Raw genomic sequence first — 20969 nt, forward strand, 5'->3', positions numbered from 1 at the left:
GACGTCATTAATTTTTCTGATGTGGCAGAATCTTGCATGAGTGATGTCCTTATTCAAACTTTTAAAAAAAATAGTAACTTAGCGAAATGATAGACAAACAGCTCATTTATTTAATTTTTGCATTTCCAGCAATTTGAAGGGCTCCTTGGGCAGCTCTTTCCATAGACTTATCGGGTTTATCAAAAAAAGAGTGATTTAAAAAAGTACCCGAGGTTGGTATTGTTCCAGAAGGTCTGCTAGGTGATAAATTAGAACTGTATTTAGGGGCAGTTTTGGAACTGGCAGGCATCATAATATTCAACGCTGCCTGATTATCGTGTTTCTTTGCAATATCAAGCGCTGTTTCGTCATCGATGTTAATGAGGGTGACATTGGCTTTGGCTTCTAAAAGCAGCCTAAGTAATGCAGGTTTTTTTTGTGTATAAGATGATTTACATGCCAGCATTAAGGGAGTCATTCCTTTGGCGTTTTGCATGTTCACATTAATATTGGCATTGCGAAGCAACAATTGTACAACACTTTCATTGCCATACCTGCAAGCAACTCCCAGCGGGGAGTCGTCGTCATGACTACAAGGACTATTGATATCTATTTTGGGAATATTTATTAGTTGATTCATAATATTCGACCGATTGCAGGCTGCCGCATAAAAGAGTGCACTCTCTAATTCAGATTGGCTGATAACCGGTGATTTATTATGTAATCGCAGTATTTTCCAGACCGTACTTCTATCATCATTTTGAACTGCCAAAGCAAGCGCACCATAGCCGCGGCAATTACTGATTTGAATATTCTCTGAACTGACAGGATATAAATCATCAATCGCCCGTATTTGTTGTGCTAAGTTCCGTTTTCCCGACTGTGCAATGAAAGAGCAGTGAAATACCAAACGCTTACTGGATTCAAAAAGGGATTTATAAAGTATGGGGCAGAGTTCCTCGCTGGTTAATAGTTGATAAGGGTATTCTTCACTTTGTTCATATAAGTGATTGATATCCATGAACAACCATGTATTGTCTTTATACTTTTTAAAGCCAATCGTATGTTCTTCGCTACTACAAACCACCACAACATGGTTTTTAGCCGGGAGGATAATATGTAGTTGCTGTAAAAATTCCTTGACGTTTTGGGGGGATGCCAAGCTTATTGTTTTACTAAACAGATTCTTAACGGTGTTTTGATTTCTACAGAGATTAAGCTGGATCATCTTGTAGATAGTATCAATATTAGATTGTTGAACCGCTTGAGCATAAATCTCATGATAATCGTCGGGGGATTGAGCCAGGCATATGGCTTCAAGGAAAGGTTTTATTTCGTTTCGTTTTTGTTCTTTTCTGGAGAGAGTTTGACTCGATCTTATTTTCTCACTAATAGCCTGTAACGTATTGGGTAATGTTCTTTTTTCACGCTTAATCAGATTGAGCCGATTATAAAATTGATAATCTAATCCAAGTGCTGCTTCTTGAGCCCAGGTTAATGTAAATCCATGACAAACGCCGTCTTCATGTTTGTAATTAAATTTATCAAAAAGAGTCAATAAATCTTCATGCTCTAAAGCATTCTGTCTTGATAAAGCAGGGATTAACTGATTCAATGGTATGAGCTTAAGCTGGTGTACTACTACAATCAGCAGAGAGATTAAGAAAAGCACATAGACGACGTATTCCATGTTACGAATCGGTTATTCCTTTACCAAAATCAAATCATAATCCGCATACAAAAGCAACGTCTGGTAAAAAATTGATCAATAATATTCCTAAGGTATTGATACGCGTCGCAAAGTTCATGAGCTAAACCAATGGCCATAGGTCTCTGTTAATTTTTTTATTTTTTAATGCTTTTTTAATAGAGTAACTGCTTCGGATACTGGGCTGACCAACATTTTTTACACCATTAAAACTTTTTAAATTATAGGCAAAAAAATGGAAAAAATGATAAGTCGTTCTACACTTAAGGTATCTGAGGCCTCGTGGTTAATTAGCTCCATATGATTTATTGCGGGTTAAGGGAGCTCCAAATGAGGAAAAGAGTCATGGAGGACATACATGAGAATTTGGCAATCAATCGTCGCAACTTTCTTGCTGTTTCCCTTAAGTCATGCTAATTCACTTACAAGTAATATCACTGATTTTCCCCAACTCGTACAAGCTGTTGAGAGTGGTAATGATGTCCGCGCAATTATTCATTTTGATAACTGTGATGTTACAGGTCCTGAACTTTCGACCCAAGTGAAAAGAAAATTAAACGGAGCCACAACTCGATTTAATTTTACTCAGTATTTCCATGGTAAAGAAGATATTGATGATCAGTTAATCGATACAGTAACCACGTCCATGAAAATTTTTATAAAGAAACCTACAGGGGAATTCTTAACATTCTCTGGTCGTTTAAGTGTTTTTGAAGATAATACTGCGACACTGCATGTGGATTTCTTTGATCCCGTTTTGAAAAAGCAAAAATTGGTTGTTGATTGGTTTTGCAGAATTAGTAATGGCAACGATAATAATGGTTTAGTGTTATTCAATTTTTCGTAGCAGGCTAGGGGCGGCCCTGAGGCATCTTCTGTAAACCTCTATTTTATTAGGGACATTCACATGGTATGGAGACGTTTCTTTTTTCTAATCGGATTTTTGTTATCTTATAGCACCATAGCTGTGGCCTTGAAGGTGGAACTCGGTGAAACAAGCCCAGCATCACCTGCAGTATTACATCAAGATGAAGCGCTCTATGTGCTTATTCATTATCAAAGTGAGCAGCCTTTGCGTTTCCAGGCCATTGGCACATATCTTGGAGCGGAGATCAAGACCAATGCCCGTATGAATCCTTCCCAAGCATACCCTGCAGGTGAAGGGCAAGCTATTGCTTGGGTATCTTATTATAAGCCCACAGAAATTGATTCAGTGAAGGTGACTGTATATAACGCTAATTGGCGGGCTTTAGAAACTAAATCCCTTTCGCTTTCAGCAACTTGGCAAGAAGATTACCGTAAGGTGGCTCATCCAAAGGCTCCCTGGGTCAATGAGCTGAATCAGCAGCAACAGGCAAGCGTCACCGCAAAGCAGCAGCCTCTTTCTACTTGGGATATTTTATTCATAAAACTTCTTTTTTGGTCCATTCCTATCTATTGGATTTTGCAGCTCCTCACGTTATGGAAATGGTCTGGTACATGGCGGAAAATCGCTTGTATTCCTCTATTTTTTAGTATTCCTTTATTGATTTATACTGTTTTTGCTCTATTTGCAGGGTCTAATTTGTGGCCGTTAATGATGCTTTTTATTACACCGGTTCTTCTATTGCTCCTCTTGATTATTATGATTATGAAAAAAATGAGCACTTCATAAAATCTAAAAATGCCCGGATCTATACCCGCTCTGAGCTCAATTCCCAAACTACACTTGATTTGTTAATCAATCCTTAAGCAGCATTGTTTTATACTGGTAAAAAAGTAAGGGGCGCATCAAATTCAATCCTTGAGATAAAATAAGATTCATTCTGTATTATTGAAATACAAAAAATAACATATAATTAAAATATTAACGCTGTCAGTTTTTTATATTCTCACTCACTGAATAATTAAATATTAGTGGGGGTTTGATAATACATCAATCAAAGAGGAGAAAAGAAATGGGTCGGGAAAAATTAATAAATGGTCTTGGACAAGAATCCACTTCTCTTAAAAAAATGGCACCCCCAAAAATAAGAGAAGGCGTATCTACAGCTTTTCTTCAGTCTCTTTCCACACAGGCAATGCTTGATTTGAAGAATGAGATTATAAATAAAAAAGATGATGAGAAATATATAAAGCTTACACTAGACAGCCTGTACGTAATACATACCAGACTCCTTCCACAAAGCATCTTGTCTTCTCATTATTCTTAATGTGCAATCCTTTTACTCCTTGCAGAAAAGAATAAATTGTATCCCAGACTCGTTCTGATATATTATTATACATGTAGGCAGTTCCATTAGTGTTGTTAACGATCGCAATCGAATTTCACTATAAAAACTGCCTACTTTTCAAGTAATTAAAAAAATTGGTTCACGGAACCTAGAGTATGAACGCATCAAGATAAATTTTAAGAGAGCTGCACGAGAGATAATTGAAGGGGATTTTTCTGAAAGTAAAAAAAATGAATTTGCCCAATTAACTCATCAGTATTATAGCGCTTTAACGATTTTTACTGACTGTCAGTTGCATATAGCAAAGCACTCAAACCGACTGATGACCACTGAAGAAAAGGAGTTTACGCATCTTCAAGATGACATTTCTTCATATAAAAAGAAGGTAGAAGAGGTTGCATTTGCGGTAGCAGATCACCAATTAAGGAATATCCAAAAAGGAGAGAAAGTAAGGCTTAATGAGGTCATTCCTCATATCAAAGCAGTCTACGATAAAGCATATGAGGATGAGCATAATCCCTTTTGGCGATGGATTAAAAGTAAGTTTAAAAAGAGCGACAGAGCCAAAGAAGTTGAATTTCTAAATCAAATATCAAAACATCCCCAGTGTAGTGAATCGATTCGGCTCCAAGCAATACGTTTAGTGCATGATAAAATTATTCACGAAGAAATGTTTGGTAAAGAAGGTAAAGTTTATAAGGGTAGCAAGCTCGGTAAATTATTTGAAAGAGTTCTGGGAAAGGGCGATTTTTTTGCTGATAAAGATGGTGCGACGTTAGTTGATTTTATTAAAGAAAATAATCTGAACGATGCAATTCCAGATGGTTTAAAGGATTATTTAGCAAAAACTGATCCTGAATATGGAAAAAGTGTTACAGTCGTAAATCAGTAATAATCCTAGATCAAACAATCTATCAATATTAAAGCATCTCTTATGCAAATATCGAATAAAAGATGCTTTAAAATTCGAACTACAAAATAAACGAGCTTACAAGCACAGGAAATCTGACTTTATTTTAAAAATATTGTCTATAATATGATTTGTTTGTCCGTTTATATTTCCTAAAAAATTTATCTAACAAGGGAGAAGATCATGAAAGGAATAATGAAAATGATTGTTTTAAGCAGTATGTTTGTGGTATCAAGCCATGTAATGGCGGATAACGCTACTTCTACTCCAGCAAATACGACAACTGCCACCCAACCCGCAGCAAATACGCATCCAGGCATGTGGATATGTACTACCAATGCGAGCAGTCCAACTTCAGGTTCACCTGATGAGCAGGCTGATGAACAAATGTCTAAACATGCAGCCAGTGGAAGTTCTGCTTTTGATTTTGCTTTAAAAAATTGTCGTGACTGCACAAAAATTACCTGTGAATTGCAAACAAAACCTACAGAATAAGGTAATCATTTACTCAACCCGGTGCTATGTTGCACCGGGTTTTTCTTGCGACAAAAATTTGTGACAGTAGCGATATTATGAAATAAATCAGAGTTATAGCAAAAATTATCCTCATCATGATTAATGCCCATTTCCCTTAGTGTTTATAAGCAAAATCCTCAATTGCGTAAAGAATACCTGGAAATTAAGATAAATCATCCTTGCTTTATGGTCATTTGAAGTGCTTGAAGTCGTTTCATCAAGTGCATCTTCAACTAAGAAATATTAGGTTCTGAACTGCAATAATAAAGGAATAATGACAATGCCAGAGAAGATAAACGGAACTGTAAAATGGTTTAACGAACGCAAGGGCTTTGGATTTATCCAAAGTAATGGCCAGGATTATTTTGTACATTTCAGTTCCATTCAAGGTAGTGGCTTTAAGACTCTCAAAGAAGGTGAGTCCGTTTTATTTAAGCAAGGAAAAGGGCAAAAAGGTCTCTTAGCAGAAGATGTTCAAGTGGTTTAAGCTCATGGATGTGAGTAAGTTCGTGTTATTTGATAGTTAATGATTACCCACTCGAATTCCGCGGATTAGTCCGTGGAATTTCTCATATTTGTAGTCACATTACATTGGCAAATGTTCTCGCAGAAAATCAGATAATTTTTGCTCTGATAAATGAATCACGTCATTCTTAATATTATAAGTTATCAAATTATTGATATGTTTGTTTGTATGCTGTAATAAAAGCCCATTCATATGCGGTGGTGCAACGATAATGAGTCGGTCATAATCGTGATTATTTCTACCATTATCCAGTTCTTCTGCGATTTTTCTTGCAAAATCATCGTTCTCTATTTCTTTTGGATCGGATTGTTGTGTATACGTTCCTTGAGTAGTGGTTCCGGTGTTGAAGCGACCTGCTTTACCTGATGTCATCTCAATATCTCTAAGCTTACCTTCAGGATGGAGAAATTCTTTGACCAATGAAAATTGATAAGGTTTGGTGGTCGATTTATAGATTCTGCAAGTGCTTGTGTCTGCAGTCAGAATCCATGTTGTATGTTGATCAATTTTCATCACGATATCCTTATTATGAGTAGTGGAAACTTTAATATTTATAACTAAATCGATGAGGCAAGAGTTTCTACTTCATTTTCTTCCTTCAAATGGGCATCAAGCTTCGGGGAAAATTCATTTTTCAGTGCATATTTTTTTAACAGATGCAATACAATTCCATCTATTTGTTCGTCTATTTCTTTAAACAACGGCTCTATGTTTTTATTATCCATAATAACTCCATTCATTAGATTGCTCTCAATGCCTTCATCGAGATGGGAAGTATGTCTGGCTACTGACAATTCGCTAGATTTGTCAACAAACCCTGGCAGAACCTGTTTTCTAAATGTAAATAGCTCCTAGTTTTCCTGAAAAAGAGTTGACTGAATTTCTAATCAGAAATGGGCAATTTTAATTTCTATATACTTTTTTTAACAATCGTGGTCTTACTTATAAAAACTAAGGAAAATAGGGATGCATTGATTTTCCAATTTCCTGAGTGGAAAAGCACCTATCTTATTGCTCCTCTAATACCTATGACCACAGAATTTTTATCCAATTTGACAGCTTTTACTTTCATATACATACCCGCTTCAAAATGACCCGGTAGATTACAGGCGAATACAACATCATGCTTTGGATTTGATTTAAATTGCCAAGTCAATGTTTTCGTTTCACCAGGATTAATTGTGATGGTATTACCCTCCTCATGCACCATACTTGGCATGGCACGCATCATTTTTTGATGTTCTTTTTGTTCTTTTTCATCACCTATAGAAAACTCATGAACTACTTTCCCTCTATTGGTCACTTTAAATGTTATAATTTCACCATCATGAAATTTGGGGGGTTGTAAAAAATTAAATCGCATATCATCTGAAGCAGTCACTTTAATTGTTTTGGTGGTTTTTGTTGCCTTCACTGGACTTCCTATGGAACTTGCTTCGTGGTGAGAATGGGCAAATGTTGAATTGATAAAAATTCCTGAAAAAAAGCCGGTCAAAATAATTGTTCTTGACAATCTAGTTAACATATTTGAAATCCTATTTTAATAATAAGTGCTCAGGCCCTAATCAGAGAAACGAGTAAACAATCACAGGGAGCTGGGCTATTATGTGCACATGGAGTAATCGTATGGGTGATTCTAAATGATCTTAATGTTTCATTGCACCCGGCTGCTTTGGTAAAGTACAAATAAACCAGGCGCCTGTGCCATCGTGATTCTGCACATAAAGTTTGCCGCCATGAGCTTCAATGAGGTTTCTACAAATAGTAAGCCCCAAGCCAGTTCCTTGAGCTTTAGTCGTAAAATAAGAGTGTAAAATTTTATCTTTGTGCTCAGGAATGATGCCTGGCCCATTGTCACGGAAATGAATCTCAATGCATTCATCTTTATTCTTTGTTTGAATGGTTAGTTCAGGGACTTGGTTTATATTCTCTTGCATTGCTTCAATGCTATTTCGAATTAAGTTGATAATAATTTGCATTATTTGAATTCTATCAATATCTAATTGAGGGAGCTCCTCTTCTAAAATTAAATTAATCTTTAAGTTTGATTTATTATTTTAAAATAAAATTCTTGATCTAAAGTAGCTATCGCATCAGAAACATTTTGTAATAAATTGGTAACCGTCTCTAGGTTCCGTGAACCAATTTTCTAGCGCATCCATATAAGCGCTCCGGCCAAATGTAAGAACCCGGAAAAAGCGGTCGTTGTTTTATCAAAACGAGAAAAAACACGCCGAAAGTGTTTGATTTTGGAGAAAAAAGCTTCAACTAAAAACCGCTCTTTGTACTGCTCTTTATCGATTTTTCTTGGGTTCTTCGCATTCTTTTTTGACGGAATGGTTGCAATACAGCCTTGACTCTCCAGTGTGTCAACAAGTGCCTGTGAATCATATCCTTTATCTGCAAGAACTATCGTGTCACGCTGCTCCTTCAATAGCTCTGCTGCTTGAGTAATATCGTTTCGATGTCCCCCGGTCAGGATAAACTTAATCGGATTCCCCAGTCCATCCACCAAAGCGTGAATTTTAGTGGTAAAACCTCCTTTACTGCGCCCCAATGCCTGAGCATCATTCCCTTCCTTGTCGTAACCAGATGCACACGCATGCGCGCGCACTATGGTGGCATCAATCATGACGGCTTGATCATCAACATCGCTAACTGAAGACATTAAGCCAGTCCAAATGCCGCGATCTGACCACATTTTATATCGCTTGTGAATTTTACGCCAATGTCCGTAATAGGGCGGGAGCAGGCGCCATTGACAGCCTGTACGTAATACATACCAGACTCCTTCCACAAAGCATCTTGTCTTCTCATTATTCTTAATGTGCAATCCTTTTACTCCTTGCAGAAAAGAATAAATTGTATCCCAGACTCGTTCTGATATATTATTATACATGTAGGCAGTTCCATTAGTGTTGTTAACGATCGCAATCGAATTTCACTATAAAAACTGCCTACTTTTCAAGTAATTAAAAAAATTGGTTCACGGAACCTAATGATTGATTTAATTGAATTTGCTGTGATTCTAATTGACGCACATAAGTTAAGTCCCTAAGAAGCAGCAGTATTAATTTATCTTTGGTAAAGAGACATTCAATCTTTATATATTTCCGTGTTCCACCTTTTACTAATAATTCCAATTCACAATCTTGTTTCACTACTTTCTCGATGAGATCGTGAATGCATTTTTTAAGCGTATTGTATTGAAAAGTACTAATGAAGTTAAAGAAATTTTTATTAATCAATTCATTACGTTCATAACTCATTAATAAGGAGCTTTGAAAGGTTACAGCTTGTATTGAATAATTTTTATCAATAGTTAAAAAAGCAGAGGAATTAAAATCATAAAATTCAGTCAATTGATTTTTTAATTCCTCAATTTCTATATTAAGAAAATTAATCTCCTCTTCTTTTTCATTTAACCTATTTTTTTTGAATAAGAGTCGTTCATGTAATTTTTTAATTTCCTCATGTATTTGGAACGATGATTCTTTAATGACTTTTGAATTCATTTCATTTACTTCCAGTTAATTGAAATTAAAAAGTGTTTACCAAAAATTGTTTTTTCTTGAGATGAATATCCTTAATTAACAAACTATGCCCATTATTCTGGGTCCACATTTTGCTTATCATTAAGAACTTATAATGAATCTTTTTAAACAGTATTAATAATTCAGAATCCAAAACTTTTTGAACAGTTATTTTATAAGTAGATTCATTGTCAGCTTCGAGCTCTTCTTGAGAATAATTTTTCTTGCTTGTTAAGAAAATCCTCCAAGAAATGCTTTAACTTGTTTCTATCTAATTTTAGGTTTGATTTAAAAATATTATTGGTAATAATGCTTTCTTTATTTTCATTAAATTGTTTCGTTAAGCAATTATTTGTTATGAATAAACAATACTCGCTTCTTTTAAGATGTTTAACTATATACCAAATTTATTAATTCAAATATAGGGTAAACCCGTAATTCAGCGCGTGTATTTCATAATGGTGTTTTTTAAAAAAAGTTCGTACAGTTACTCTTGAAAAGGGAGTTGAGTTGTTACAAATGTGCATAAATATGCTGAATCAACATTTTTAGATTTTTGCTAAGTTATTATTCCGTTGCCAAGTTACTCTATAACCTAAATGTAGCGACTTGTTTTATCTTTGATAAAGATGCTGAGCAAGTCGCAACTCTTCGGAAAAAATAGATTTTTCAATGCAATTAAAACAATGAACCCGATTTAAATGATCTACGTTCACTTTTTTCTGGTGATGTTATTATGTGGGGCACTGGTATTCACGGGTATCGAAAAGGTGTCTTGCAAATCGAGGAATAATTTTTGTGGGATTGGAAACAATATGATGACCCGTAATAAATCAAAGAAAATTGTTGATGATGTGTTAACTAATGAAACAAAGAGATACGATAAGCTTTACTCAGGTACATTTACTATATTTATTTAGAATTTGAAACACATCATTTAAATCGAAAGGTTTGGACAAAAAAGTTTCATGCGGCATTTTTTCCATTTTTTCCAAATTCGTTTTAGCAGAAGTAATAATTGTGGGGATATTTCTTATCCGTTGAGATGTTTTTTTTCTTTCCCGGAATTCAAAACCATCCAGTACGGGCATCATGAGATCCAAAAAAATAATTGCCGGCAGGGGATCTTTTTCAAGCATATTTAATGCCTCTTGGCCATCTCTAACCGTCACTGTCATATACCCTGCATAGTCTAAAGCCCAAACTAAAGCTTCACTTACAGCATTGTTATCTTCGATTAATAAAATAAATTGCTCTTTCTTATCTAGTTCCATGGAATCAATTAGCAGTAAGTAAAAAATTCATTTGCCCCGGTTTCAACGAATCCCCGTTTTTCTATGTCGTGTAAGTTTGATTAATTCCTGCTGCCTATCGAGCGAATGCGATCCTTACACAAAATCAAACTGATTCATTCTGTAGAATCAATGACTCCGGTATAAATTAGATTAATCTTTATAAGCTCAGCTAAAGATTTTGTCTCCATTTTTCTCATGACATTAGCACGGTGAACTTCCACTGTCGATAAGGATATATTAAGGTCATAAGCGATCTGTTTATTTAATTTACCATTAACCACCAAATCCATAACCTGTTTTTCACGTCGGGTCAAACTATCTATTCGTTCATGAACATTAGACTGGGAGATTATAGTATTATTATTTTTTTTAAGGCATTTTTGTGTGGCTTCTAATAAATTTTGATGATTAACGGGCTTAAGAATGAAATCCTCGGCTCCAGCTTTCATAGCTCGTATGGCCATTGAAATATCACCATAACCTGTGATTACGATTACTGGTAATTTATTTGGTGAGGAATTTAATTGCTCCAATAACTCTAAGCCACTCATTATAGGCATGCGTACATCAATGATTAAACATCCTGGTTGATTAGTGTAACTATCAAGAAAATCCCCGGCGTTTTCATAGGTTTGAACTTGAAGATTGATTGACTCAAATAACCACCGGAATGATTTGCATATTTCGGGATCATCATCAACAACAAAAACAGTTTTATTAAACGGCATATCCTTTACCTTTGTTGAAACGCTGTAAGTTGAAAACAAATACTATGAGCACATAATTCAGCTAATAAGACACCACTCTCTTGATCAAGAAAAGTATTGCAATAGGTAAGTTCATTTTTAAAATCCTCTTCTTTTATTAAAAAATTACTTTTGATTGTGATTCTCATCGAGCTTTTATCCATGTAAGTTTGGATTTCTAATTTCGCTCTGTGAAGCTTATTTTTTTCTACCGTGTGAATGCATTGTTTCAATAAACGAAATAAAACATGTCTGATCTGAAAACTATCAATGTGAAAATTAGGAAAATCTCTTTGAAAATTTAAGATTAAGCTAATCTTGTGATGTTTTATTTCATAGGAATATAGTGAAATAATCTCTGTAATAACGCTATGGACGTCAGCAGACTTTTCTATGAGTTTTTCTTGAGATATGTGCTCATACAAGGAATCAATTTTATTTTTCAAGAAATCAGCCTGTTCATTAATTTTTTGCAAGACGCTTAGTATTTGTTCCAGGCTTAATTTGTTTTTTTGTATTCTGAGTTCACAACCTCCTAAATAGGCTTTAATTGCTGTTATTGGTTGATTTAATTCATGGATCAATTCTGAAATATATTGATCTTGCGAATCGTCTTTCCTTATTTTTTTCATTTTTCCTTACCCAACAATTTACATACCCTAAATAAACTAAGCATGCTGGGATAAACCATTTTTTACTCGCCATACATCTAACACAAATCCATATTAATTTATATAGTTTCTTTAGTTTATACTGGTTAACCTTAGTTGGAACTGGAATTACAGTACCGGTGGTTAAGGCGAATGAAGATGCAACTGTTGATAGTATAGGATTTATGTTTATGCCAGAGAAGGTATAAAACAAAAGTGAATCAGGTTACACTTTGAAAAGTATCAGGGAACAGTTAAAGGTAAGGAATGCATTATATTGGTTTCATCATTGTGTTATTGATGAGCTTCATGAGTGATGGGGCGCTGGCGACTGCTCCCTTTACTTTTAAAGAGGCATTAGAAATTGCCTATCGTAATAATCCCGATTTGCAAGCAGAAATGGATAAAGCACAAGCAATGCGCGGTTATTTTATCCAAAGCGGCCTCTATCCCAATCCCCAACTGACCTTAACTGCTGAAAATTTTGGCGGCTCAGGCAGCTATTCTAGTTATGAGGCTGCGGAAACCACGGCATCTGTAACTCAGCCTATTCCTTTAGGGCATCGTCTTGCTTATCTGAAAAACGCAACCTATGCAGATTATTTGGCTGCTTTGGCCCAGATTAAAGTTCAAAAAGCAGTACTTTATGTATCGGTTGGGGTGGCCTATGTTGATGCTTTGTACGCCGGTCAATGGCATCAAGTGACTAAAAAATTAATTCGCCTGAATGAAAGTATTGTGGCAGCGATCGAACGCAGGGTAAAAGCCGGGGTGGGTACTGAATTGGATTTACGCTTAGCCCAAGGACGTTTAGGCGAGGCGCGTATTCAAGCACAAAAAGCGATGCGAGATGCGTTTTCTCAACGAGCAAAACTTGCCCGTTTATTAGGAGATGGATTGAGGATCGACAGGGCTTTGGTAGATAAAGGGTTACCCGATGTTGTATTAGATTGGTCATTTCTCTTGAAAAAATTACCACAAAGCCCGCAATTAATGCAAATGCAACTGCAACTTCGAGCAAAACGGGCAACAATTACAGCGGTTAAAAAATCAGTTTGGCCCGATTTAAATATTCAACTAGGAGGGCGTCATTTCTCCGATGATGGAAGTAATGCAGCAGTAATTTCTGCTTTTGCACAAGTGCCTGTTTTTGATCGAAATCAGGGAAAGATCCTGACGGCAGAGGCACAATTTACGCAAACAGCCCATGCATATCAAGGAGCACGGCTTGATGTACGGCAAAATGTTTATAATGTTTTTTTACAGGCGCAGCAAAGTCGTTACGAAGCGAATTTAGTTACTGAGTCACTTTTACCTTTAGCCCGTAAATCAATTAAACTTGCTGAAGATGGATACCAAATGGGCCGATACACCTATATTGAATTATCTCTTGCTTTAAATACATTATACGAAGAAGAACGGCACTATCAACAAGCCCATGCGGATAATCATAAAGCATTAATTCAGCTTACGGGACTCTTAGGACTTCATCCTGCTAAGGAGAGTAAATGAAATTTCCAAGACCATGGGTTTCTTTTCTATTATTGTTTGTTCTTCTGTTGGGGCTAAGTTTGACTTTCTGGCTAACGCACGCGACGGATGATGTTCACCAAGAGACTTGGGAAATAGGACCGCATAAAGGTCGTTTATTTAAGGAGGGTGATCTGGCACTCGAGCTTTTAATATTTGAACGGGCAATGCCTCCTCATTTTCGCGCTTATCTTTATAAGAAAGGGGACTTGATTTCCCCGGACAAAGCACAGTTATCCCTTTTATTAACACGATTCAATGGTAAAAAAGAGGCGGTTACCTTTAGTCCCGCCAATCCTTTTTTACAAAGCAATGAAGTGATTAAAGAGCCGCATTCTTTTGATGTCACAGTTCAATTAGAGCTCTCAGGAAAGCAGATGAATTGGCATTATGCCTCGTACGAAGGGCGAGTTCAGTTGAGCCCAACGGTCCTTAACGCTGCCAGGATATACACTGCAACAGCACAAAGTCATGAGATCAAGGCTCGATTAAACGTAGTGGGAAAAATTCTCCCTAACCGCGATACAATGGCACCTATTTATGCACGTTATCCTGGCATCATAAAATCCATGACTAAAAATTTGGGTGATGAGGTCATGAAAGGAGAAACATTAGCCACGGTAGAAAGTAATGAAAGTTTACAAAATTACACGATTACAGCCCCGATTACCGGTACTATTGTACAAAAGAATGCTACGAATGGTGAGTTGACGCAAAATACCAAACCGATTTACGAAGTGGCGAATTTAGCGAATGTATGGGCAGATTTTACCTTGTATCGTAAAGATGCTCCTCTTGTAAAGCAAGGAATGGAAGTCATAGTAACGGGGGACGAAGGAAAACCTGAATCCTTGAGTACCATTTCTTATATCTCCCCTTTAGGCATTGAAGACAGTCAGACTAATTTAGCACGTGCCATTCTTCCTAATGAAGAGCGCTCCTGGTTGCCTGGTATGTATATTAATGGGGCGATCATCATCAACAAAAAAACAGTTTCTGTCGCTGTTCCCCTCTCTGCCATTCAGAAAATGAATGGAAACGATGTGGTTTTTGTCCAACAAGGGGATTATTTTGAGGCAACTCCAGTACTTTTAGGAGAAAAGGACCAACAATGGGCAGAGGTGATTTCGGGGCTTGATGCAGGGCAACGTTATGTCAGTAAAAACAGTTTCTATATCAAAGCAGAATTAGGTAAGGAAGGCGCAAGCCATGAGCATTAAGGATAAAGATGCTTGAAAAAATGATACGCTTTTCTTTAAAACATCGTTGGTTTGTCCTTTTATTCACAATGATTATTGCAGCGCTGGGGATCTATAATTTTCAGCGCCTCCCAATTGATGCTGTGCCGGATATCACGAATGTCCAAGTGCAAATTAATACCGCAGCTTCAGGTTATTCACCTTTTGAAGTGGAGCAGCGCATTACTTTTCCTGTCGAATTGGCGATGAGTGGCTTGCCTAATTTAGATTACACCCGTTCTTTATCACGTTATGGGTTGTCTCAGGTTACTGTAGTATTCAAAGATGGGACGAATATTTATTTCGCACGTCAGTTGATTAATGAACGGTTACAAGAGGTTAAAGATAAACTCCCTGCAGAGGCAGAAACGACATTAGGACCTATTTCTACCGGTCTTGGTGAGATATTCATGTACGTTGTGAAGAATAAACCTAATGTCCCTAAATCACAACGTTATAATCCAACAGAACTTCGTACACTTCAGGATTGGATCATTAAACCGCAATTACGTAATGTGGAGGGAGTAGCAGAGGTCAATACGATTGGTGGTTATGAAAAACAATTTCATATTACACCTGAACCGAGCAAATTGGTTCGCTATGGCTTAAGTTTAAATAATGTGGTCGAGGCTTTGCAGCGCAACAATAATAATGTAGGAGCAGGGTACATTGAGCGCAATGGCGAGCAAAATCTCATTCGCGTTCCCGGTCAGGTAAAAAATATAGCGGATATTGAAAATATTGTCATTGCCAGTTTTGAGGGTACGCCAGTTCACATCCGTGATGTAGCGGATGTTGCTTTAGGGAAAGAGTTACGCACTGGAGCGGCTACTGAAAACAGTAAGGAAGTAGTTTTAGGCACGGTGTTTATGCTGATGGGAGAAAACAGTCGCACTGTATCGAAACGTGTTGCGGCTAAAATGAAGGAAATTAATAAATCTCTTCCTGAGGGAGTTGAGGCTGTTACTGTTTATAACCGAACCGCGCTCGTTAATGCCACGATTAATACTGTTAAGAACAATTTACTTGAAGGTGCTTTGCTCGTTTGCGTTGTTTTATTTTTATTTTTGGGAAATATTCGTGCAGCGCTGATTACCGCTATGGTTATTCCTTTATCGATGTTACTGACCATAACGGGGATGGTCAGTAATCAAATCAGCGCTAATCTGATGAGTTTGGGAGCGCTTGATTTTGGTTTGATTGTTGATGGCGCGGTGATTATTGTTGAAAATTGCATGAAGCATTTAGGAGAGCAACAGCATAAGCTACAGCGTATTTTAACCCATGAAGAACGTTTAAAAGTTATTGCCTATGCAACGACCGAAGTCATCAGACCCAGTATTTTTGGGGTATTCATTATTACTGTAGTTTATCTTCCAATTTTAACCTTAACCGGTGTGGAAGGAAAAATGTTTTTGCCTATGGCTGAAACGGTAATTATTGCCCTGATGGCCTCAATGTTATTTGCTCTAACTTTTGTTCCAGCTGCAGTGGCTATCTTTCTAAAAGGACGGATTCAAGAGAAAGAAAATAGGTTGGTGCATGGTATTTCATTAGGATATGCGCGAATTTTGCGGCATAGTTTTCATGCTCGATATGGGGTGATTTGGGCGGCGGTAGTATTAGTGCTCATCAGTCTTCTGATTGCTTTTCGATTAGGTGGTGAGTTTATTCCAAGCCTTGATGAGGGCGATATTGCCATGCATGCAATGCGTATTCCGGGTACCAGTTTAACTCAGGCGATTGCCATGCAAGATTTGGTTGAACAACGGATTAAGCAGTTCCCTGAGGTACAGATTGTTTTTTCTAAATTGGGCACGGCCGAAGTTGCTACCGATCCTATGCCACCTAATGTGGCTGATACGTTTATCATGCTAAGACCACGTAAAGAATGGCCTGATCCTAAAAAAGCAAAGCAAGAACTCGTGCAAGAAATCGAACAGGCCGTAACACAGATCCCAGGAAATAATTATGAGTTCACCCAACCCATTCAAATGCGTTTTAATGAATTAATTTCAGGTGTACGCAGTGATGTAGCTGTGAAGGTATTTGGTGATGATATGAATACTTTAAGAGAAATTGCAGAATCAATTAGTACGCAACTTAAAGAAGTCCCAGGAGCAGCTGATGTGAAAGTAGAGCAGGTGAGTGGCTTGCCTCTGCTTACTATTGAAATAAATCGGGATACGCTCGCTCGTTACGGTTTGCAAGCAGCCGCAGTTCAAGACGCTATTGTTATTGCAACAGGAGGAAAGAAAGGGGGAGAACTTTTTGATGGGGATAAACGATTTGATTTAATTGTGCGTTTACCAGAATCCTTACGTTCCAGCCCTGAAGTGTTACGACAAGTTTTTGTTCCATTACCGCCGGCAAAAGATGGAGAGCTTCATTTCATTCCATTGAGTGAAGTGGCTAAAACGATACGAAGCGAAAGCCCGAATCAAATCAGTCGTGAAAGCGGTAAGCGTCGAGTAGTGGTTACTGCAAATGTTAGGAACCGGGATTTAAGTTCGTTTGTTAATGAAGCCAAAGAACGCATCGAACAAAGTGTTAAATTACCCAGTGGGTATTGGATTACTTGGGGAGGCCAGTTTGAACAATTACTCTCTGCATCTCAACGCTTACAACTGGTAGTACCTGTTACCTTATTAGGTATTTTTCTATTGCTTTTTATGAGTTTTGGGAATGCCCGCGATGCACTTTTAGTTTTTTCAGGTATTCCTCTTGCTCTAACTGGAGGCGTCTTTGCTTTGTACTGGCGAGGTATTCCATTGTCCATTTCTGCAGGGGTAGGGTTTATTGCTTTATCCGGGGTGGCGGTTTTAAATGGCCTGGTGATGATTACTTTTATCAATAAGTTATACGAACAGAAAAAGTTCTATTTAAAAGATGCAGTAATGCAAGGTTCTTTGGCGAGACTTAGACCCGTGCTGATGACCGCACTGGTTGCTTCTTTGGGGTTTGTGCCTATGGCATTGGCAACAGGCACTGGTTCAGAGGTTCAAAGACCTTTAGCAACGGTAGTCATTGGTGGAATAATTTCTTCAACTTCTTTGACGTTACTGGTTTTACCGGGTTTGTACTATATAGTTCATCAACGACGTAAAAGAACACCAAATCCAAGTCTGTAATTTTTTAGTATGTTCCTGATGTTGCATTGCAGTACAGTACAGGTAGCGCGCTTTGAAAACGGTCAATTGATTCAGTTTTTTGCAGCTTATCATGAATTGTGTTTGCACTTTTTTTCAGGTAATTTGATATATATAAAACAGATTCTTACATGGATGGTATTATGGCCGACATGATTATTTTGGCGATTCGTAATTTTACATTGACCTGTTTTATTTTAGGCCTGGTGTTTTCTTTTATAGAATGGTTGATAAAATCCAGGCCAATGCAAAAAGCCAAGGTTATTGAAATTATATTTTCCTGGTTTTTATTATTTAATATTGGCTTGGCTTATTTGTTTAATTTTGTAATGCATGTCTTCTTCGGTTATTTTACAGCACAGTTTATTGGCTGGCCGCAAAGCCCGTTTCAAATGGAGGTTGGCTTTGCAAGTTTGGGAATTGCTGTGAATGGGATAATTAGCTTTAGAAGCCAAATTGCTTTTCGTGCCGCAACGATTATTGTTCCTGCCATGTTCTTATGGGGGGCTGCTGGCGTTCATCTTTATCAAATGATGACTACCCATAATTTCGAACCCGGTAATGCGGGGACCATATTTTGGACTGATATTCTAATGCCTGCTGTCGCTTTTCTATTACTCTGGCTTCACCATCGCAACCCGCTTGCCCGATAGGTGAGTGGGTTCAGATAAAACACGTCATTCCTTGGTATTTATTACTTTTTTTTCAGGTGAAGCTTCATTTGACAAAGTTGCTTTTTATTACCAAAATTTATAGATACCCATCGAGTTATGGAGGTGAGTCATGAGCAAAGTAACTCAATTCAAGAAAGGATCTCCTTCTAAAGGATCTTCCATTCAAATTAATCGTACGCACAATCCTTTTTTAAGTCTGCAAAATGAAGTAGATAGATTATTTAGAGACTTTAATGATTTTTTACCTACATCTAAATTCAATTTGGGACAATTTGAAAAGCTGGATCTTTCTCCTTCAATGGACGTTGTTGAGGACAAAGAGCATTTTTGTGTTCAGTTAGAAATGCCTGGCATGGATGAAAAAGACGTTAAAGTGTCTATAGCTGACAATGTACTCACTATAAGTGGTGAAAAGTCCAGTGCGAAGAAAAATGAGGGTAAAAAATTTATATCCCGAGAAATTAGTTATGGAAAATATGAACGTTCCATTTCGTTACCTTCAACAGTTGATCTCGCTAAAGCAAAAGCAACATTTAAAAAAGGAATGCTTTGGGTTGATTTACCTAAAAAATTAGAATCCAAATCAGGTGTGCGATCAATAAAAGTTGAACAAGCCAAATAGATCTTAATAGCCTCATAGTTAAACTATGGGGCATTATCTAAGACTAGATCATTCACGCATTTATCCAAAAAATACGCACTAAAACGTACAAAGTGGCCATGCCTAAAATAGGGATAACAAGAAAAGCAAGAACGTTATAAAATCCTATTCTATTCTCTGGCGAAGCATTGTAAAACGCTTTAAATTTTTTCCACAGGGACATTAGAAACGATCTCCATTTTTTGCTTAAGCTTCATTGAATAAGATTATAGATTCTAAAGAGGTCTAATGGTACTCTTTAGACCAGCCGATTACAGGTTCGATTCAAAATCAATGGCAAGGTTGGGCTTGCTCGTTATGAGGATGTAAAATGTTGCTTTTTAGTGCTGCGTTGTTTAAACATAAATTGAATTTTAAACCACTATCAGAACGCATGGAGTATTTATCGCTGGCTGCAACTTGGGCAGAAGAAGAATGGGGATATATTCGTAATAAAGGAGTTGAATTTCGTAAGGGTGTTCTCAATAATTTGAAGGAGCATGTCTATATAGGGACTTTGAATGGTACACCGGTTGCCTTATTTGCTTTATTCCCCAAAGAAATGGCTCCTGAGTTTAACGAAAAGAAGTTTAAAGCACCTATTATAAGTGACTTAATGTATGTTTATGTGGATAAGCCTTATCGCGGATTAGGTTTTGGCACACAAATAATTGAAAAGGCCAAAGAAATTGCTAAAACACAAAAAGCGGAATTTATCATGCTGGATACATTAAAACCTTCACTAAATCGATTTTATAAAAATGCCGGGGCTGAAGTTATTGCAGAGAATCAGTTGTTTTCTCATCCTACAGATGTTTTAACAATTAGATTGTAGAATTCTGCGGACACCCCCGCGAACAGGTCGTGGGGGCGGAACGTCGGAGTAGAGCTGGCCTTGGTTTTCAGCGATGTGTAGAAGATACAGGAAGTATAACCTGGGCTACGCGGATATTTCACCCAGGATAGACAATTGAACGCTTTATAACGTAGCAAGCCTAGATTTAAAGTTTAAAAAGTCGATATCCCCCAGATCAGCCCCAAATTTTGCGCTTGCTTGCACCAGGGTATCCGTAGTAACGGCTTCCATAATATCGATTAAAGGGGTTTCTTTATAGCGTCTCATGGATTTAACGTGTTTTTCCAAATTCTGTCCAGCAACTGTTTGAGGATTAGTATGATTCAATTGAAATTGCCCTAGTCCTATTTCACTGGTTACTTTATCCAGTGCTTGTTGATAGGAAGTGGCCATACCCGATTTAATTGCTTTTACTACTGAGTCAACAGGAGTCCCTTGCTTCAGTAACTGAGCGCATATATCCGCCAATTGATTGATTTCATTGATATAGCCTTGTTGTTTGCGTAACATTAATATTTTCATGGCTGAGGCAGCTGTCGAACTGACTTGGGGAATATCTGCGGTTAATTCCTCTTCAAATAAAGCATCTAAAGAAAATACAGGTTGATTTGTTACATCAATTTTTTTTTGCACAATAGACTCCAAAAATAGAATTAGATGGATAAATTGCTCACGCATTGAGCAAAATAATCAAGCATTATGTAGTAATTTTGCTCAACTGTAAAGGCTTTTTCAAAATAAAAGAAGAGAGAAACCTACTGAAATATGCTTCACTTCATGTGGTATAATAAGACTATTTTTATTGT

22 protein-coding genes and 1 pseudogene are annotated in these 20969 nt (G+C 37.1%); 11 read left to right on the plus strand and 12 right to left on the minus strand.

What is annotated here, in order from left to right; translation table 11 throughout:
- Positions 1-106: 106 nt before the first annotated feature.
- Complete coding sequence (gene ankG, locus FOLKNPGA_RS04570) at positions 107-1669, minus strand: Dot/Icm T4SS effector AnkG/AnkZ/LegA7 (protein WP_182351882.1); 1563 nt, start codon at positions 1667-1669, stop codon at positions 107-109.
- Between the two features lie 376 nt (positions 1670-2045).
- Between ankG and FOLKNPGA_RS04575 the strand changes: the two genes are divergently transcribed.
- Together FOLKNPGA_RS04575 and FOLKNPGA_RS04580 are read left to right on the plus strand one after the other, a co-directional pair.
- Positions 2046-2534, plus strand: a complete 489-nt coding sequence (locus FOLKNPGA_RS04575) for a hypothetical protein (RefSeq protein ID WP_182351883.1) — start codon at positions 2046-2048, stop codon at positions 2532-2534.
- 60 nt (positions 2535-2594) lie between these two features.
- Positions 2595-3341 carry a hypothetical protein gene (locus FOLKNPGA_RS04580; protein WP_232890651.1) on the plus strand — a complete coding sequence of 249 codons (747 nt, stop codon included), beginning with the start codon at positions 2595-2597 and terminating at the stop codon, positions 3339-3341.
- Between the two features lie 473 nt (positions 3342-3814).
- Here FOLKNPGA_RS04580 and FOLKNPGA_RS04585 read toward each other — a convergent pair.
- Positions 3815-3952, minus strand: a pseudogene (locus tag FOLKNPGA_RS04585) (IS5/IS1182 family transposase); the annotation flags it as partial.
- Positions 3953-4222: 270 nt separating this feature from the next.
- On the opposite strand from FOLKNPGA_RS04585, the gene FOLKNPGA_RS04590 reads away from it, so the two are divergent.
- The 3 genes from FOLKNPGA_RS04590 to FOLKNPGA_RS04600 all read left to right on the plus strand — a co-directional run bounded on the left by FOLKNPGA_RS04590 (position 4223) and on the right by FOLKNPGA_RS04600 (position 5813).
- The gene (locus tag FOLKNPGA_RS04590) at positions 4223-4792 is read left to right on the plus strand and encodes a hypothetical protein (protein ID WP_182351885.1); all 570 of its coding nucleotides are present in this window, start codon (positions 4223-4225) and stop codon (positions 4790-4792) included.
- A gap of 201 nt (positions 4793-4993) precedes the next feature.
- A complete protein-coding gene (locus FOLKNPGA_RS04595; protein ID WP_182351886.1) occupies positions 4994-5305 on the plus strand; it encodes a hypothetical protein in 312 nt (103 codons plus the stop codon).
- 301 nt (positions 5306-5606) lie between these two features.
- A complete protein-coding gene (locus FOLKNPGA_RS04600) occupies positions 5607-5813 on the plus strand; it encodes a cold-shock protein (protein WP_182351887.1) in 207 nt (68 codons plus the stop codon).
- Between the two features lie 99 nt (positions 5814-5912).
- Here the strand turns inward: FOLKNPGA_RS04600 and FOLKNPGA_RS04605 are convergent, their stop codons facing one another.
- From FOLKNPGA_RS04605 to FOLKNPGA_RS04645, 9 genes are all read right to left on the minus strand, one after another.
- Positions 5913-6365 carry a host attachment protein gene (locus FOLKNPGA_RS04605; protein WP_182351888.1) on the minus strand — a complete coding sequence of 151 codons (453 nt, stop codon included), beginning with the start codon at positions 6363-6365 and terminating at the stop codon, positions 5913-5915.
- Between the two features lie 44 nt (positions 6366-6409).
- A complete protein-coding gene (locus tag FOLKNPGA_RS04610; RefSeq protein ID WP_182351889.1) occupies positions 6410-6577 on the minus strand; it encodes a hypothetical protein in 168 nt (55 codons plus the stop codon).
- 278 nt (positions 6578-6855) lie between these two features.
- Entirely contained in the window at positions 6856-7377 is a 522-nt protein-coding gene (locus tag FOLKNPGA_RS04615) for a hypothetical protein (RefSeq protein WP_182351890.1), read from the minus strand.
- Positions 7378-7498: 121 nt separating this feature from the next.
- Positions 7499-7831, minus strand: coding sequence for an ATP-binding protein (locus FOLKNPGA_RS04620; protein ID WP_370529182.1), 333 nt, complete (start codon positions 7829-7831; stop codon positions 7499-7501).
- Positions 7832-8001: 170 nt separating this feature from the next.
- Positions 8002-8751, minus strand: coding sequence for an IS5 family transposase (locus tag FOLKNPGA_RS04625; protein WP_058441825.1), 750 nt, complete (start codon positions 8749-8751; stop codon positions 8002-8004).
- 73 nt (positions 8752-8824) lie between these two features.
- Positions 8825-9367, minus strand: coding sequence for a hypothetical protein (locus FOLKNPGA_RS04630; RefSeq protein WP_182351891.1), 543 nt, complete (start codon positions 9365-9367; stop codon positions 8825-8827).
- A 911-nt stretch (positions 9368-10278) separates the two neighbouring features.
- Positions 10279-10659: a response regulator gene (locus FOLKNPGA_RS04635; RefSeq protein WP_182351892.1), complete on the minus strand. Its 381-nt coding sequence runs from the start codon at positions 10657-10659 to the stop codon at positions 10279-10281.
- A gap of 134 nt (positions 10660-10793) precedes the next feature.
- Positions 10794-11408: a response regulator transcription factor gene (locus FOLKNPGA_RS04640; RefSeq protein WP_182351893.1), complete on the minus strand. Its 615-nt coding sequence runs from the start codon at positions 11406-11408 to the stop codon at positions 10794-10796.
- Between the two features lie 5 nt (positions 11409-11413).
- Positions 11414-12058, minus strand: coding sequence for a HAMP domain-containing histidine kinase (locus FOLKNPGA_RS04645; protein ID WP_182351894.1), 645 nt, complete (start codon positions 12056-12058; stop codon positions 11414-11416).
- Between the two features lie 285 nt (positions 12059-12343).
- On the opposite strand from FOLKNPGA_RS04645, the gene FOLKNPGA_RS04650 reads away from it, so the two are divergent.
- The 6 genes from FOLKNPGA_RS04650 (at position 12344) to FOLKNPGA_RS04675 (ending at position 20142) form a co-directional block, all read left to right on the plus strand.
- Positions 12344-13588: a TolC family protein gene (locus FOLKNPGA_RS04650; protein ID WP_370529183.1), complete on the plus strand. Its 1245-nt coding sequence runs from the start codon at positions 12344-12346 to the stop codon at positions 13586-13588.
- A complete protein-coding gene (locus tag FOLKNPGA_RS04655; RefSeq protein WP_182351895.1) occupies positions 13585-14826 on the plus strand; it encodes an efflux RND transporter periplasmic adaptor subunit in 1242 nt (413 codons plus the stop codon). Before FOLKNPGA_RS04650 ends, FOLKNPGA_RS04655 begins: the two co-directional genes overlap by 4 nt.
- 8 nt (positions 14827-14834) lie before the next feature.
- Positions 14835-17975 (plus strand): CusA/CzcA family heavy metal efflux RND transporter, encoded by a 3141-nt coding sequence (locus FOLKNPGA_RS04660; RefSeq protein WP_182351896.1) that lies wholly within the window; start codon positions 14835-14837, stop codon positions 17973-17975.
- Positions 17976-18136: 161 nt separating this feature from the next.
- The gene (locus tag FOLKNPGA_RS04665; protein ID WP_182351897.1) at positions 18137-18646 is read left to right on the plus strand and encodes a DUF6790 family protein; all 510 of its coding nucleotides are present in this window, start codon (positions 18137-18139) and stop codon (positions 18644-18646) included.
- 130 nt (positions 18647-18776) lie between these two features.
- Positions 18777-19289: an Hsp20/alpha crystallin family protein gene (locus tag FOLKNPGA_RS04670; RefSeq protein WP_182351898.1), complete on the plus strand. Its 513-nt coding sequence runs from the start codon at positions 18777-18779 to the stop codon at positions 19287-19289.
- Positions 19290-19638: 349 nt separating this feature from the next.
- Positions 19639-20142 carry an N-acetyltransferase gene (locus tag FOLKNPGA_RS04675; protein ID WP_182351899.1) on the plus strand — a complete coding sequence of 168 codons (504 nt, stop codon included), beginning with the start codon at positions 19639-19641 and terminating at the stop codon, positions 20140-20142.
- Between the two features lie 144 nt (positions 20143-20286).
- On the opposite strand, the gene FOLKNPGA_RS04680 is transcribed toward FOLKNPGA_RS04675, so the two are convergent.
- On the minus strand, positions 20287-20796 hold the full coding sequence (locus FOLKNPGA_RS04680) for a hypothetical protein (RefSeq protein WP_182351900.1): 510 nt from the start codon (positions 20794-20796) through the stop codon (positions 20287-20289).
- Positions 20797-20969: the final 173 nt, after the last annotated feature.

Source organism: Legionella sp. PC1000 (assembly GCF_014109805.1).
Taxonomy (GTDB): Bacteria; Pseudomonadota; Gammaproteobacteria; order Legionellales; family Legionellaceae; genus Legionella; species Legionella resiliens.

Coding starts and splice junctions, on each gene's coding strand:
- ankG (WP_182351882.1), bottom strand. CDS start 1,669: ATGGAATACGTCGTCTATGTGCTTTTCTTAATCTCTCTGCTGATTGTA.
- FOLKNPGA_RS04575 (WP_182351883.1), top strand. CDS start 2,046: ATGAGAATTTGGCAATCAATCGTCGCAACTTTCTTGCTGTTTCCCTTA.
- FOLKNPGA_RS04580 (WP_232890651.1), top strand. CDS start 2,595: ATGGTATGGAGACGTTTCTTTTTTCTAATCGGATTTTTGTTATCTTAT.
- FOLKNPGA_RS04590 (WP_182351885.1), top strand. CDS start 4,223: ATGACCACTGAAGAAAAGGAGTTTACGCATCTTCAAGATGACATTTCT.
- FOLKNPGA_RS04595 (WP_182351886.1), top strand. CDS start 4,994: ATGAAAGGAATAATGAAAATGATTGTTTTAAGCAGTATGTTTGTGGTA.
- FOLKNPGA_RS04600 (WP_182351887.1), top strand. CDS start 5,607: ATGCCAGAGAAGATAAACGGAACTGTAAAATGGTTTAACGAACGCAAG.
- FOLKNPGA_RS04605 (WP_182351888.1), bottom strand. CDS start 6,365: ATGAAAATTGATCAACATACAACATGGATTCTGACTGCAGACACAAGC.
- FOLKNPGA_RS04610 (WP_182351889.1), bottom strand. CDS start 6,577: ATGGATAATAAAAACATAGAGCCGTTGTTTAAAGAAATAGACGAACAA.
- FOLKNPGA_RS04615 (WP_182351890.1), bottom strand. CDS start 7,377: ATGTTAACTAGATTGTCAAGAACAATTATTTTGACCGGCTTTTTTTCA.
- FOLKNPGA_RS04620 (WP_370529182.1), bottom strand. CDS start 7,831: ATGCAAATTATTATCAACTTAATTCGAAATAGCATTGAAGCAATGCAA.
- FOLKNPGA_RS04625 (WP_058441825.1), bottom strand. CDS start 8,751: ATGTATAATAATATATCAGAACGAGTCTGGGATACAATTTATTCTTTT.
- FOLKNPGA_RS04630 (WP_182351891.1), bottom strand. CDS start 9,367: ATGAATTCAAAAGTCATTAAAGAATCATCGTTCCAAATACATGAGGAA.
- FOLKNPGA_RS04635 (WP_182351892.1), bottom strand. CDS start 10,659: ATGGAACTAGATAAGAAAGAGCAATTTATTTTATTAATCGAAGATAAC.
- FOLKNPGA_RS04640 (WP_182351893.1), bottom strand. CDS start 11,408: ATGCCGTTTAATAAAACTGTTTTTGTTGTTGATGATGATCCCGAAATA.
- FOLKNPGA_RS04645 (WP_182351894.1), bottom strand. CDS start 12,058: ATGAAAAAAATAAGGAAAGACGATTCGCAAGATCAATATATTTCAGAA.
- FOLKNPGA_RS04650 (WP_370529183.1), top strand. CDS start 12,344: ATGCATTATATTGGTTTCATCATTGTGTTATTGATGAGCTTCATGAGT.
- FOLKNPGA_RS04655 (WP_182351895.1), top strand. CDS start 13,585: ATGAAATTTCCAAGACCATGGGTTTCTTTTCTATTATTGTTTGTTCTT.
- FOLKNPGA_RS04660 (WP_182351896.1), top strand. CDS start 14,835: ATGCTTGAAAAAATGATACGCTTTTCTTTAAAACATCGTTGGTTTGTC.
- FOLKNPGA_RS04665 (WP_182351897.1), top strand. CDS start 18,137: ATGGCCGACATGATTATTTTGGCGATTCGTAATTTTACATTGACCTGT.
- FOLKNPGA_RS04670 (WP_182351898.1), top strand. CDS start 18,777: ATGAGCAAAGTAACTCAATTCAAGAAAGGATCTCCTTCTAAAGGATCT.
- FOLKNPGA_RS04675 (WP_182351899.1), top strand. CDS start 19,639: ATGTTGCTTTTTAGTGCTGCGTTGTTTAAACATAAATTGAATTTTAAA.